Origin of the sequence: Acetobacterium tundrae (genome assembly GCF_008086615.1) — a bacterium.
Lineage (GTDB): Bacteria > Bacillota > Clostridia > Eubacteriales > Eubacteriaceae > Acetobacterium > Acetobacterium tundrae.
Window position 1 is genome coordinate 33,125 of sequence record NZ_RXYB01000017.1, and the last position, 14,198, is coordinate 47,322.

Here is a 14,198-nt window from a genome sequence, read left to right on the forward strand (position 1 = left end):
TTATCCAATTATATTTTATCCAACTAAAAAAAGCAACTGAATTTCAGTTGCTGAAGTTTCAAACCAGCTTTCTAAACCTGACATCTATCTGGCTGTGTCTATTATTCTTTATTTCTTGACATCCATAAAGGTGCCATAGTTTTGGATCGTATTGGTTCCATAATTCGCAATTTTTTGATTGGTATGATTAATTTTTAAACCCTGCATCGTCTTTTTCTGTTCCTCTTGAATCTGCTTGATCACGTCCTGATCTATTTCCGAAATAAGTTTGATCAAATCATCAATTTTCTTTTTCTGCTCCTGAGAACACGAATTTCGGCTGTTTTTCTCTTCAAAGCTTATTTCCAAATTCTGCAATTTTTTAATTAAATCATCCCGATTTTCTAAAATCCCGGCGATCGATTCCCAGTCTTTTAAACTGCTTAGCAGCTCTTCACTTTTCGAAACATATTCTTTCAAAATCCGAATTTTCGCCCGGCAGAATTCATTAACATCATCATTCATTGATTACTGCCTCCGCGGGTTTGAAGAATTAGTTATATTATTCGCTTCCTTAAAAGAGTCTTTAAGTTCATTGATCATTGGCAAAATATCATTCATTAATTTGGTATCCCGCCTGGCATTGGCTTCTCCCAGCTTTTCATACATAAACCCATACAATTGCTCCAGCTCGATTGAGATCGGATATTGCATATCCAGGGAACCAGTCAATGAAGAAATAATCTTTTGACATTTTGCAACACAATTGAAGGCTTTCACATATTCTTGACGTTCATTCAAAATAATCGCCATCTTCAGCTGTTTGGAAGCTTCTTCATAAAGCTTCACAACCACATCACCCTTGGATAAGGCTTCTAAAGAAAGACGTTTTGTTTCCTGATAGGCATTAGCATATTGCATTACAATTCCTCCTTTCTATTTATTATGAGCCTGATGAAAATGATGTAATCATTGAGCTTTGAGAGTTTAATGATTCCATGGCTGTTTCCAACGCTGTAAATTTACTCCAATAATGATCATGTTCTTTCGTTAATGCCGTATTCATATCTTTAATCTCTTTTTTAGATCTGGTTATCGTTTCGGAAATGCTATTTTGGGTATCTGACGTGGTGTTCGCATATCCTGCTAGTTCCACAAGAGTCCCCCGCGAACCTTCTACCCCGGAAGTCTTTATCGCCCCAGTGATGATGCTATCCAACTGATTGGCAATACCGGTTGTACCAGTTGTAAAAAGCGCTTTAATTGAGCTGGAGCTCAAAGTACTTAACGCGGTATCCAATTTATTTGAATCAATTGTAAGTTTACCCTTTTGATCAACACCAGCCGAGGAAATTCCCATATTGTAAAGCGTAATCCCACCCTTTACACCGGCGCTGTACATAATTGACTGCATCTTGGAAGTGATCGATTTTAAGGTATTGTCCTGAGCTAAAAGCCCTACTTTAGCTTTTTTTTCCCATGCTGTGATTGCCGATTCGCTCATACTTGCCTTTTGATCAGTCGTCAGTGGCTGGTAATCCTTATCAGGCGTTTCATTAATTAACCCATTCATCGAACTAATTAAGGTATTATAATCTGTTACAAAATTTGTGATTGTCGTTTTTAACGCACTGGTATCATCATTTAATGAAATTTTGCTTTCATCCGTTGCGGTGTTCAACAAACTAATTTTCACGCCCTCAATAGTAAAATCATTTGATGATCGGGTAATGTCCTTATTGTTAACCGTTAACGTAGCATACTGCCCGGCAGTCGTCGTTGCACCCGTAGCGGTCGTCAAACGAAAAGCAGCAAACAAACCATCCGTATCAGTAACTCTAATGTTATCACCGCTGCCACCGTTGTTGGCTGTCAGAGTTAAACTGTCTGAAGTCGACGAGTATGCCATTTTTACACCGGCATCGCTGGCATTGATACTGTCCATAATTGAAGATAAGCTATCGGTTGAGCTAAATTTAAAATCAACAGAATTAATCGAAAATGAATATGAATCCCCCGTCAGCGGCGTTTTCAGTTTCAGATCTGCCAATGTGGCCGTCGTCTTGATTTTGTCCGTCTGGCCATCAGTCAACCCCAAAGCCGTCAAGGTGTCTTTATCTGAATTGAGCGCATTCACGGTCAGCTGAGAACCGGAAGCAGCAAAGCTTAATTTACCATCCGAAAGGGTCGCTTTAACCACTGATGAACCGTTGCTTGTCCCAAAAACTTCGTCCATTTTGCTTTGCATTGCACTTAAAAACGTTGCTTGAGTCGCTCCGGTTCCGCCGGCATTGCTGACAAATGTATCGTCGAAGGTTACCGTCTTAACCGTACCGTCCAATGTCATCTTGATCGATTTGCCGGTAAGCGCAGAAACCAGTGAACTGACATCCGAATCCGTATAGGTTGCTAATGATGTACTGCTCTTTAATCCATCGGAGACTTCGCTACTTTTTATCATTTCATTCTTAGCCAGCTGAGTTATTTTATTAATCGTCAGACTTCCGGCAATCGCATTGCTTGTGGCCGTAGCCGAAACATTTAGGGAAGTTGTTGAAGCCTTTACGGTATTGTATGCTGACGTACTGGTGAGATTCGTACCGGACAAAACATCCAAATATTTACTCTGAAAATCTTTCAATTCTGTTGTAACATCACGATATGCGGTCTGCTGCCATCCCAATTTATCGACTTTTTGCTGTGCTTTTGAAATTTTCGTTCGGCTCGCCAGTGTCAAACCATCTACAATGGTGTCCGTATCCAGACCAGAAACCAGTCCGCCGATGCCGGTTGATGTTGATAATGACGATGAAGCTTTTGTTGACGATGACGATGATGATAATGAGCTGATCGTTGCCATATTAATCCCTCCAAACTATAATTATTCGATTCTTTCTTTTCGTTATTATTACTATCGTCTTTTTCCAGAAATACTTTAGTATTCTTTTTGATAGATAGACGGCTGAACGTATTTAAATGGGTGCTCAATAGAAGCCAGCGACTCGCTTTGACCAATAAAGAAATAGCCGCCCGGCAATAATGCATCATAGAATTTTCGCACCACTTCATTTTTTGTCGGTTTATCAAAATAAATCATAACATTGCGGCAAAAGATTGCCTGAAAAGGTTTCTTAAACTGAAATTTCGATAATAAATTGAAATTTCGATAAGCAACCCCTTTCCGCAAAGCATCTGAAACACTCATACAATCATCGTCATAATCCACGAAATATTTTTTTTTCCAATCCAACGGTATTTTCGAAAGTTCTTCTTTCGTATAAATGCCTGATTTTGCAATGGATAATACCTTATCAGAAATATCAGAAGCTAAAATCGTACTGTCCCATGAGCTTAGTCTGCCACTAAAATAATCACGCGTAATGATCGAGAGGGTATAAGGTTCCTGGCCTGAAGAGCAACCGGCACTCCAGACCCGTAAATCTTTAGATTTTGTTGTATCCTCTATCCAGGGCAGGACATTTTTTTTATAAAAATCGAAATGTTCACTTTCTCTTAAAAAGTAGGTATGATTCGTCGTCAATTTGTTAATCAGCACCGTCGCTTCATCATTTTTTTTATCACTTTTCACATAATTCAAATAATCCATATAATTTTCATATCCGAGTTGCGCAATATGATTGCCCAATCGGCCTTCGATCAGGTGTCTTTTTTTTCGCAAATCAACACCATAATTGGAATGTATATAAGAGGTGATGGCTGTAAATTCATCTTCTTTTAACTTAATCATTTCTTAACACCTCTCCATCATTAATATCGTTCCAAAATACTGGGAATATCAACGATCAAACTAATGCTCCCGTTTCCCAGGATCGTGCACCCCGCAATGCCAGAATCTTTAACCGAATAACGATTTAAATATTTGGGTATTGGTTTAACAACAATCTGATGTTTTTGAATCAGGTCATCCATAAACAGGCACGCAAAAGTTTCTCCGGAATCCACCAGCATCAACGTTCCATCCTCAATAGTGGTTTCACATTTTCCAGCGTTAAAGATGTCGTGTAAACGAATCAGCGGATAACATACACCACGGATCATGACCATTTCATTTTTATCGGGATCTTTAATGAGCTGCTTTGATGTTATTTTAAAGGACTCACGGATATTACTGATCGGAATTTCATAAAGGCTGTCACCCACCTGAATCTCCATTCCCGAAATAATAGACAAGGTAAGGGGTATTTTTAAGAAAGTATTGGTACCAGATCCTTTTTCGCTTTCAATCGAAATGGAACCGCCAACCTTTTCAATATTTCGTTTAACCACATCCATTCCCACGCCACGGCCTGAGAGCTCGGTTACCACACTATTTGTCGAAAAACCCGGCGCCATGATTAGATTCAGAATTTCTTTTTCGGTGTATTCTTCTTCAGGTTTTGTCAGCAGATTTTTTTCTTTCGCTTTTTTCAGAAGCACCTCCGGATCCAAACCCTTGCCGTCATCACTGACAGAAATAACAATATCTCCGCCAACGCTTTGAGCAGACAGAATAACCTTGCCAATCGGGTTTTTTCCTGCGGCGATTCTTTCTTCCTTGCTTTCAATTCCATGGTCCATGGAATTTCTTACCAAATGCATGAGTGGATCAGTGATACCGTCAATAATTGTTTTATCAACTTCAGTGGTTTCACCCATGGTAATAAACTCAACATCTTTTGATAGCTTCTTACCCGTATCTCGAACGATCCGCTTCATTTTTTTGAACGTTCCGGCAATTGGGACCATTCGTATGGACATAACGATATCCTGCAGCTCATCCGTCAGTTTCTGCAGCTGAGTGGACGATTTTTCAAAACTTTCATCGCGTTCGCCATCAGGATGAACACTCCCGAAAACCATGGATTCGGTAATAACGATCTCCCCGATTAAATTCATCAGGGTATCCAGTTTATTTAAATCGACACTGATTAAATTCTGGACATTGTTGTTTTGTTTGACTTTGTTTTCTTCCTTGCTTTTTTCAGGAAGAGTCGTAGCCGTTTCATTTGAGGTTATCTGCTCTTCTTTATCATTCTTTTTCAGCTCTGAATCACCTTCTGGAAAAGAGTCGATAAATTCCAACGTTTTTACCGATAAAATACTCTTTGCCGTACTGATAACGGCCTCTTTGTCGGCATTGGTCAGAAATTTGCAGAAAAAGCCATTTCTTAAAATAATGCTTGCCGCCTCGGGGTTGTTGTTCAACACTTTGGGAATGGTTTCGATTACTTTCCCGATGGATTCCAATTTGTTCACCAGCATAAATGCCCGGATATTTTCCATCTGGCAATCTTCGGTAAAGCATGTGTGTAAATTATAAAGGGTTCCTTCTCCTGATGTCTCCAGCTCTGCTTCTGCTGGCAATTCTTCTTCCAGGTCAATCGAAACAGCATCATCTGTTTTCTGGTGATCCGCAATTGTTTTATCCTGAGGTGCTCCTTTGATGCGATTAAGGAATGCTTCCGTCTCTTCAATAAGCTCCTCGTTTTCATCAAGCAAATCTTCATTATTTTGAATTTTTTCAACTTCGCCTCTTAAAAAGCTTGAAAATTTCAAAACCAAATCCATTAAATCTTCAAAATCTTCTGTTTTTATGCCTTCATCTCTGATAACAAAAAACAAATCCTCTAATTTATGAGAGGAATGAGTCATTGCCTCAAATTCCATCATTGCTGAAGACCCTTTTATGGTATGCATAATACGAAAGATTTCATTAATATCTTCCGGTGTTAATTCCGCATTATCTTCAGATTGAAGTAATATTTCCTCTAATTGATCAAGCAGCGTTTCCGATTCAAAAATATACATTTCTAGAATCGAATCATTTCCAGAATCATAATTACTCATTGTAACCATCCTTTACCTATAATGAATTTTTCGTACCATTATTATTATATCGTCTTTTTGTGTTAAATCTACTTTTTTTTACAAATCCTGATTATTTATCATTCCATTACTTTATTCTCTTTTTATTATATCGTCAAATCAGTCAAAAAGGTTAGTCAATTTTATAAAATTGTCAAATCTATTAAATTAAATCGACTCCGACTTAAATGTTTGCTTAAATTTAAATGATAACGTATAATCTTAACTAACAAATAAGTTGAAGGGAGCCTCCATATGGACAGTATCAAAATTACCTCGACCGTTCAATCACCTAAAACGAACGATATAACCAGCAAACCAATCATCCCCGGTGATGCCATTTTTAATCTTAACAATACCGACATCAGCATTAAGACCCCTGAGACTTCCGACAACCTGCAACAGGAGAGTTTCAGAGATACCTTATTTCAGAATTTACAAAAGGAAATCTTAAAACCCTTATTGAACAGCACCTCTGCCGAGGCCGATTCGCTGCGAAAGTTTATCCTGATCGCACAGCTTTTTGATGGCTCAATCGACGCCATTCCTAAAGAAATGCTTGATGGCATCTTTATCAATTCTCAGGATTTGTTAAGCGCGCTGTTAACTCAGGATAAAACTGAAACAATCTTTAAAGGATCGTTTTTCGACAGTCTTCGATCTTTAGCCAAGCTGGAAGGCTATCCCCAGTTAAAGGAAGCCATAGTAGGCATCCTCAGGCATTACGATGCCTATGTAAACCGCAACCAAACCCTAAAGGGCATTTTTATCGAAATAAGCCATTTGCTGACGACCCTCCCGGCCAAAGAGAAAGCTTTATTGGCACAGGAATTGACTAAACTGGAATCGGCCTTAACCGGCAATAAAGCCCCAGAACAAAGCGACCAAAAGCTGGTCGATTTAAAAACCATTTTAGGCGGGAAAAATCAAACGAGTCCTGAACTTCAAAAACTGATCGATTTAAAAGCTGCCCAGTCCGGGAAGAACCTTACGAATCAATTGGAGAGAATAGAAACGGCTTTAGACGGAAAAAGCCAGGATTTTCAAGCGATTCAAAAGCTGCTGAAAAATGAAGTCATTCCGGCATTACGCCAAATTTTAAACTCCCAGTCGTTTAGCGACAAAACTTATCAGTCCATTTCCACCATTATTGATCATATTGTCCGGTACGATAAAGGCGATCCGGAGCAACTGGAAGCATCGGTCTTGAAATTCGCCCAGGCTTTGAAGCCTTTGTCCAATTTAACCGACACTGAAATAGTCGACATGAAAAAGCAACTTTTTTTTCATGCCAAAGAAGCTGAAATTCTGTCTGATCGAATCAATTCGACCACCCAGGATCCCCAGGACAGAGACAAGGTCGAGCTGGCTCATTTAATTGAAAAAGCCCTGGATGACTCCAACTCGACTAAAATCATCAATTCAGCTCAAAATCTTTTAGAAACCATTATCCGAAACGAAAGCCCAATATTCAGCCTGATGCATTTTCTGATCCCGCTTCGTTTCCTGGATGCCAATACCTATGGCGAGTTCTTTGTTGACAAAGACCCTGCTGAGAAAGATGGCAGCCAAACAAATTCAGAAACTGCAACAGATATCTTTTTTACCATTCAAACCGACAAATACGGAAATTTTGAAGTTGAACTTTCGGCAAGAGATAAAAGCATCAATTTGAACATCAATTGTCCGCCCACTTTGGTTGATACCATCAACAGCAGCAAAGACAAACTTAAATCGATTGTCGAGGAACAGGGTTATAAACTGGCTTCTTGTGGCATTGCAGAGTATGTGGAAAGCCAGAGCATTCTCCAGCGTTATCCCAAATTGGCTTTCAGAAAGGTAGGAATCGATGTCACCGTCTAAAAAGAAAAAAGCAGTCCCCAATAAGGAACTGCCGGAAAAAGAAAAAACATTAAGAGTATCGGCCTTAAAATATGATCCCAAAAAGAACAATGCCCCGGTGATCGTTGCCGCCGGCACTGGTTTCGTAGCCCAGAACATCTTAAATGTGGCCGAAAAAAGCGGTATTCCCGTCTACCATGATGACAGCGCCGCCACCCTGCTTTCCAAGCTGGAAATGGGTCAGGAAGTCCCCCCGGAACTGTTCCAGATTGTGGTGAATATATATATATCACTACTTAATTTGGCTGAGGGGAATGAGGTTAGTGATAAGGTATTTAAATAGCTAATTGCTCAATTAATCCACAAGCCTATTCATAATCACAATACAACAATTTCATTAATTTATAAGAGATACTTCCCAAGGTAACTACCAAATAAAACGTTACTCCCGTAACTAGACAAATTTCTTTAACCTATTACATCCAATAGTGATATTATTTCCATATTGGGGTTATACTTTGATACTTGGTTTTTTATTTCATCTATATATCCAAAACTAAATACCAATAGAACATCAACAGGCTTATCTTTAAGCATCCGTGGCGATACTATTTGAATATTTGATTTTGGCGTAAAATAGCCGTGAAAGCTCTCATTTTGATCGCACAAATATTTCATATGTTGCGCTTTACTAAGTGCCGCTAACGTCATAACACCTCTTCCTCCGGCGCCATAACCAGCAATTTTTTTTCCACAATTAACCATATTTTCAATAAACTTATCAATATCTTCAATTGCCTGCCCAATTTCTTTAGTGAGTGTCATTGTTTTTTGAATTTCATATTTATCAATTTTTATGCTAGACTTCACGTGTTTGCTTTTTACCGGTTTTGCTACAACTAGCAATGAATTTCCGCGTTTTTGACTATCTGAAAGCAAATCAAAAGTAACTGGCTCAAATGAGTGTATTTTCAAAAGATGTGATAACGTATTTTTCGTCATATATATGTAGTGTTCATGTTCAAAAAGACAAAATTCCTTTCGTTTAATAATTTTATCAAGATCATGAATTTCTAATACTAATATTCCTGTGTCTGGATCCAATATTTCTCTCGTTGAATCTAGAAAATCACTTGGCTCTGGTATGTGATCAAAAGTATATGTAGCTAAAACAATATTTGCTGGTTTTAGCGTTTCAGGCAAATACTGAATTGTTTCTTTTTCAAAAAAGCCCTGGTATACCGGTATGCCATTTTCTCGGCTTACATTACAGAGTATTTCTGAAGGTTCCACTCCATAAACATCAGCACCTAACAACTTGAAGAAGCTCAATTGAGCACCATCTCCACTGCCAACCTCAATGACTTTACAATTACTATCAAAACAGAACTTCGAATAGAGTTCATTGGCTAGACATTTCATAAAATCTTTAGCAAAATTTGAATTTGAAGATGTATAACAATAATCATTATAATAATTTGTCAGCTCTACTTCATCTAACGTTTGAGTCAAGCCACAGTCTTCACAAGTAAATACTTCGATATCATGAAAGAACTCTAAACCTTGGTTTTGTTGACTTCTCAAGTCATCAGTTAATGGCATATTCTCTAACTTTAAGCATTTTCTTAAATCTGTACCTTTACAGGCCCTACAATTTGCTCTTCGATTTATTGCAACTTCCATTATTTTACTCCTTACCTTCTTTTAAAAAAAACTTCAAAATTCTAGCTAGTAAATTATCACCTAAACTAACTTTCATCTATAACTATCTAAATCATAATCAGTAAATTTATTTTTTTGATTATCTGCTTTGATTTATAAAATAAGAGTAATATTTTTTTATTTCTGCAGTATCCTCTACAAATTTATATTTATTACTATTTTTTTTGCCATAATATATCTCATCAAAATACTTCATTACTGCATCATACGCTGATTTTAATAGTTTATCAGTATTAATATCTGTTTCTCTATAGTTTACACATATTGATAGATTAACTAAATAAATAGTTTTTCTACATAACGTTAGATACAATTGTCTAAAAGCATCAAAATTATTTTTACTTATTTCCATTTCTCTAATGATATCAAAAAAACCCTTATGTTGTTTAATTCTTCCCTCTAAAGTTGCATAATATGGAATAGTTTTATTCAACTTTTCTCCAATTTCAGCATATTCAACTTCTGTTTTTTCCGGTCTACCTTCATTGACTAAAACCATGTCTAAACCTAAAATGGATCCGTATTGACAAAGTATCAATTCCATCACTACATGAGGATAATAAAAGCAGGTTTCATTATTCAAATGCAATCTAATATAATCTAGCAAATCATATTTTTCTATTATCTCTTTTTTATAAATTATACCCGTCATATAGTTTGAAGTAAGCATAAATTTGTTTAAAGCGTCCATTCCTGGCTTAGCTATACCAATAAATGGTACTATTCCCATTCCATCAGTTTTAGTTCTAATTTCTGCAATATTATTATCTTTGATCCGATTCAACATGTTCACAATTTCTTTAAGCTTATTCAAGTCAACTAAATCTTCGTCACTAATCATCAACACATACTTTCCATGAGCTAAATCAATCACCTTGCAAATATTTAATGCAACACCTTGATTTTTATCAAATTCAAAATATGTAACCCTAGCATCTTCAATTAAGCTAATTTTTTCATATAAATCTTTAGTCTCATTTTGTGTCCCATTATTTGAAATAACCACTTCAATTTCCTCATCAAAATTTGATAACAAGGTGTGGATTACATTATTATACGCCCTTTTTCCTCTATTGAAACTAGGTATACCGATACTTAACAGTATATTATCACCACCTCTATTCTCTTTTTTCAACCTCAATTGATGGATTTTTTCAATATTTATTTTATATTTTGCTTTTTCTTCATCTATCCCAATAATTTTTCTTGGTAAATAATCACTATGATTTATGAAATATTTTTTCAAGTCCTCATTATTTTCAAATAATATAAATTTTGATAAATATAGTTCGCTAATAATACCTCCTTGAAGACAGGTTAATAATTCTTTTATGTTTGCTTCAACATAATATGTTTTTTTTCCCTTCATGCTTGAATTTTTTAAATATCCTTGAAATTCTGACCAAGAGTCGCACCCTATAATTAATTGGTCGCACGCACTTGAATCTAAAGTAATTTCTTCATTGCAAGAGAATTCTGAAAGATTCCATTCGAATTTTTCTTTTATCAAATTCGATTCCTTTTCGAATAAATAATACTCATTTTCATTTCCGCTTGTAAGTAACCAGTAGGGTAATTCACTAAACTCCAAAGATTCGTTTAAACACCCGTTAACAAACATATTTTTTCTGTTTATTTCATAGTTAGACATAAAATCACACAAATTAGGTTGAACAAATGCTTCAAAAATAAAATTTATTCTTTTTTCACATGAGTATCCATAATTTTGTGCCTTAATATACATTTCAAAGAACTGTTCATATTCTGATAAGGCAAATAAAAAATAGGCATAAGAAGCATAAAATTCAGCAACTTCCTCTCGATCGAATTGATTTTCTCCTGATATTGCTTCACTAATATTATCAATATAACTTTCTATCCGTTTATATTCTTTGCATGCGTCTTCTAGCTCCTCATTTTCAACTAAAACTTTGATTTCATTTAACTTTTTATTTAATTGTTGATTAGTTAATCTCATTGTAGCACTACTTTCATCCTCAAATTTAATAATCTTTCATCGTTATAAACTAGTAAATAATGCCTACTGAATAATTACCAATTTTTGATAAACACAGAACCCATTCAATTCCGGCATAAAAAACTGAAACTGTGCGTAAAGAACCTTGCGCAGGTTCAGAACAACAATCGACAGAGCAATGGCACAAAGGTCTGTATCAGGCAAACGTGTCCGGATCAGACCCAGGCCACATTTGAGTTTGGCAAGACTGAATTTTCGTTCGACTTCGACACGTTCGCAAATATCCACGTAGTCCTGTCTTTTATCAATCACTGCGGTTTTAGGTGGGCGACCTAGCACCGGACCTGACAATCGGATCCCTTTTTCTCTGCAGAACTTGAGGTTACCCCGGTTTCTGTAAATCTTATCGGCCAGGATCCGTGACGGATAAACACCGACCCGAGCTTTGTAACGCTCAATGACTTCGATAAGATAGCTTGCTTCGTTATATGCATCAAAGGATACTTTTTCAAGACGGGTATACCCGTCCACCGCGCTGATGTCCAGTTTTGCGCCGAACTCCACCGGCGCTTTGGTTTTCCCTCTGACAATGTGACTCAGATGCGGTTAAGACAGACTGACAATCCGATTTTCAACCTGATGGGTATGATTGTCGTACATGTATTTTTGCTGTTCATAAAGACAGCGGATGGTTTCCAGCCGAACCTGCCATTTTCTGGATAGTGTTTTTTATGACTCAACATGGTGTCGATAATCGCCAGGTCTCTGCGCAGATAACGCAGTTGTTTCCCAATTGCTTTGCGGATTGTTTTGGCTGTATTTTTCTTTTTACGGACCAGATTCAAATGATCTTTATGTGCCCGGCCGGCATAGGTACGGGGTTTTCTGCCATCAGCAGGATCATGCATTTCAGTAATCATTGCTTCAGCATTTTTTCTGTCTTCATTCAGGAGTTCAGTGTCCTGGGGATATCGGATATGCGATGGGGCACAGGTTGCATCAACGATCAGCGTTCCACTGTTTTGTGGTGTTTCATTTGACTATGAATCATCCGGATCATCAGAATCGTCTTTCACCGTTTCTGCTTCCGCCTTTTGAATAATCAGTTCGTTGATCTCTCCCAGAATCTCAGGGATCAGTCGTTTTCGGAAGTAAACCATCAGTGATGGATCAAATGGCGGTTCATCCCGGTATTCACGGAATCCGCAAAAGAACTGCAGATACGGACCTTCCTGAATCTGTAGGACCGTTTCCACATCGGAATACCCATACTCTGCTTGAATGATGCAGGCGCCCAAAGCAAGTCTCAACGATTTGGTCACATTTCCTTTTTTATTTAAAAACAGTTTGGCATACTTTTTTTCAATGGCTTTCCAGGGAATCGACTCGGCTTTTTTTACCCATCGATTGGTGGCATTCATTTTCATCCCAATGGGTTGTATGAAATCGCTGAAACTGATCTGATTATCGCTGAATTTATACATTTAAATCACCCATGTGCAAGGTTTTTTGAGTATTTTCGCACATTTCTCTTGCACTTATTATAGCATGAAACCCCTTTGAAGTCAGTGTTATTGGGGGGCGATTTGTTCAGCAAACATTATTCGGAAGATTTGACGGCATAGAATCGTCTGTCAATATCCAAAAATCAAATTTTCAATTATATACGCACGTCTTTGCCCATAATTGAAAATAAATAGGCAATTTGCCGAACCAACAAATTACAAACGCAATTTTGTTATTATTGTCCATCATTTAGCTCGATATGCCTTGATTTTATGGTGAAAAAACAACAATATGTGTGTATTATCTGTAGGCAACATCTTCCATTGTTTTCTTTATCCCCGCACTCAAGCTAATTGTCGTATTCCAACCAAGTTTCTTTAATTTTTCATTACTCAACTTTAGACCTGGTTTTTTTTCCTCTGTGTTTTCTGTCTTGAATAGCACTTTTACCGAATTTCCCTCATACTTATTATTGGCTACATCCGCAACCACCTTCGCAATTTCATCCACAGACGCATAATTATCTAAATCTCCATTAGAGGAAATATTGTAAGCCTCTCCTACTGCACCATCGCTTCCTACCAACAAAACCCCTTCCACAGCATCATCCACATAAATATTATCTCTTCTTGGTAAGCCGGACATATTCATGATTATATCTTCACCCGCAATTCCTTTCTTGATAAACTCAAAAAATGCTGTATCAGGAATAAATCTAGTACTTCCATATACAGTGGAAAATCTACTTATTACCGCATCTATCCCATACTGTCTAATGTATGCAAGTGTGATTACTTCTGACATTCTCTTTGACTGAGAATATGGAGCACTAATAGCATCAAGTGTTTCCGTTACTCTCGTATCACATTCACCAACTGTTATATCTTGATCTGTATTATTACCGTAAACTGTTACGGATGAAAACAAGATCATTCTACCCTTAATTCCTGATTTTTTTTCCTGATTCTTTAAAAACTCTAGACATTTGATTGTCCCCACGAGATTTGGATTAATAACATCCATTGGATAGTTTTTTATAATTTTCCCTTCCATAGGTCCTGCTGCATGGAATATATAATGAATAGGTTTCTCGATAGTCAATGGTTCACTAATGTTCTGCGCAATAATTTCAAAATTGGGGTTTTCCAAATATTCAAGAAATCCCTTTCTAAGCTTTTTATCGCAACGACTTAAAGCAACAACTCTCACATCTCCCTTTTTCATAAAAACATCAACGATACGTCCTCCTATGAGGCCTGTAGCTCCCGTTACAAGAACTGTTTTATTTGAATATACACTCATTACC

Annotated in this window: 10 protein-coding genes and 1 pseudogene; 2 read left to right on the top strand and 9 right to left on the bottom strand. The window is 37.1% G+C overall.

Annotated features, from left to right (window positions below):
- Positions 1 to 108: 108 nt before the first annotated feature.
- The 5 genes from FZC40_RS12815 to FZC40_RS12835 form a co-directional block, all read right to left on the bottom strand.
- Entirely contained in the window at positions 109 to 504 is a 396-nt protein-coding gene (locus FZC40_RS12815; RefSeq protein WP_148604948.1) for a hypothetical protein, read from the bottom strand.
- Between the two features lie 3 nt (positions 505 to 507).
- Positions 508 to 900: a flagellar export chaperone FliS gene (locus FZC40_RS12820; protein WP_148604950.1), complete on the bottom strand. Its 393-nt coding sequence runs from the start codon at positions 898 to 900 to the stop codon at positions 508 to 510.
- A 22-nt stretch (positions 901 to 922) separates the two neighbouring features.
- A complete protein-coding gene (fliD, locus tag FZC40_RS12825) occupies positions 923 to 2,839 on the bottom strand; it encodes a flagellar filament capping protein FliD (RefSeq protein ID WP_148604952.1) in 1,917 nt (638 codons plus the stop codon).
- A 75-nt stretch (positions 2,840 to 2,914) separates the two neighbouring features.
- Positions 2,915 to 3,727 carry a CheR family methyltransferase gene (locus FZC40_RS12830; RefSeq protein WP_148604954.1) on the bottom strand — a complete coding sequence of 271 codons (813 nt, stop codon included), beginning with the start codon at positions 3,725 to 3,727 and terminating at the stop codon, positions 2,915 to 2,917.
- 20 nt (positions 3,728 to 3,747) lie between these two features.
- Positions 3,748 to 5,826, bottom strand: coding sequence for a chemotaxis protein CheA (locus tag FZC40_RS12835; RefSeq protein WP_148604956.1), 2,079 nt, complete (start codon positions 5,824 to 5,826; stop codon positions 3,748 to 3,750).
- Between the two features lie 273 nt (positions 5,827 to 6,099).
- Between FZC40_RS12835 and FZC40_RS12840 the strand changes: the two genes are divergently transcribed.
- Entirely contained in the window at positions 6,100 to 7,707 is a 1,608-nt protein-coding gene (locus FZC40_RS12840) for a hypothetical protein (protein WP_148604958.1), read from the top strand.
- A complete protein-coding gene (locus FZC40_RS12845) occupies positions 7,694 to 8,029 on the top strand; it encodes an EscU/YscU/HrcU family type III secretion system export apparatus switch protein (RefSeq protein WP_148604960.1) in 336 nt (111 codons plus the stop codon). Before FZC40_RS12840 ends, FZC40_RS12845 begins: the two co-directional genes overlap by 14 nt.
- Before the next feature lie 125 nt (positions 8,030 to 8,154).
- Here FZC40_RS12845 and FZC40_RS12850 read toward each other — a convergent pair whose 3' ends face one another.
- The 4 genes and pseudogenes from FZC40_RS12850 to FZC40_RS12865 all read right to left on the bottom strand — a co-directional run bounded on the left by FZC40_RS12850 (position 8,155) and on the right by FZC40_RS12865 (position 14,194).
- On the bottom strand, positions 8,155 to 9,369 hold the full coding sequence (locus FZC40_RS12850) for a class I SAM-dependent methyltransferase (protein WP_148604962.1): 1,215 nt from the start codon (positions 9,367 to 9,369) through the stop codon (positions 8,155 to 8,157).
- A gap of 118 nt (positions 9,370 to 9,487) precedes the next feature.
- On the bottom strand, positions 9,488 to 11,386 hold the full coding sequence (locus FZC40_RS12855) for a glycosyltransferase family 2 protein (RefSeq protein ID WP_148604965.1): 1,899 nt from the start codon (positions 11,384 to 11,386) through the stop codon (positions 9,488 to 9,490).
- Between the two features lie 63 nt (positions 11,387 to 11,449).
- Positions 11,450 to 12,870, bottom strand: a pseudogene (locus tag FZC40_RS17805) (IS5 family transposase).
- A 322-nt stretch (positions 12,871 to 13,192) separates the two neighbouring features.
- Positions 13,193 to 14,194 carry an NAD-dependent epimerase/dehydratase family protein gene (locus tag FZC40_RS12865; RefSeq protein ID WP_148604967.1) on the bottom strand — a complete coding sequence of 334 codons (1,002 nt, stop codon included), beginning with the start codon at positions 14,192 to 14,194 and terminating at the stop codon, positions 13,193 to 13,195.
- Positions 14,195 to 14,198 lie beyond the last annotated feature (4 nt).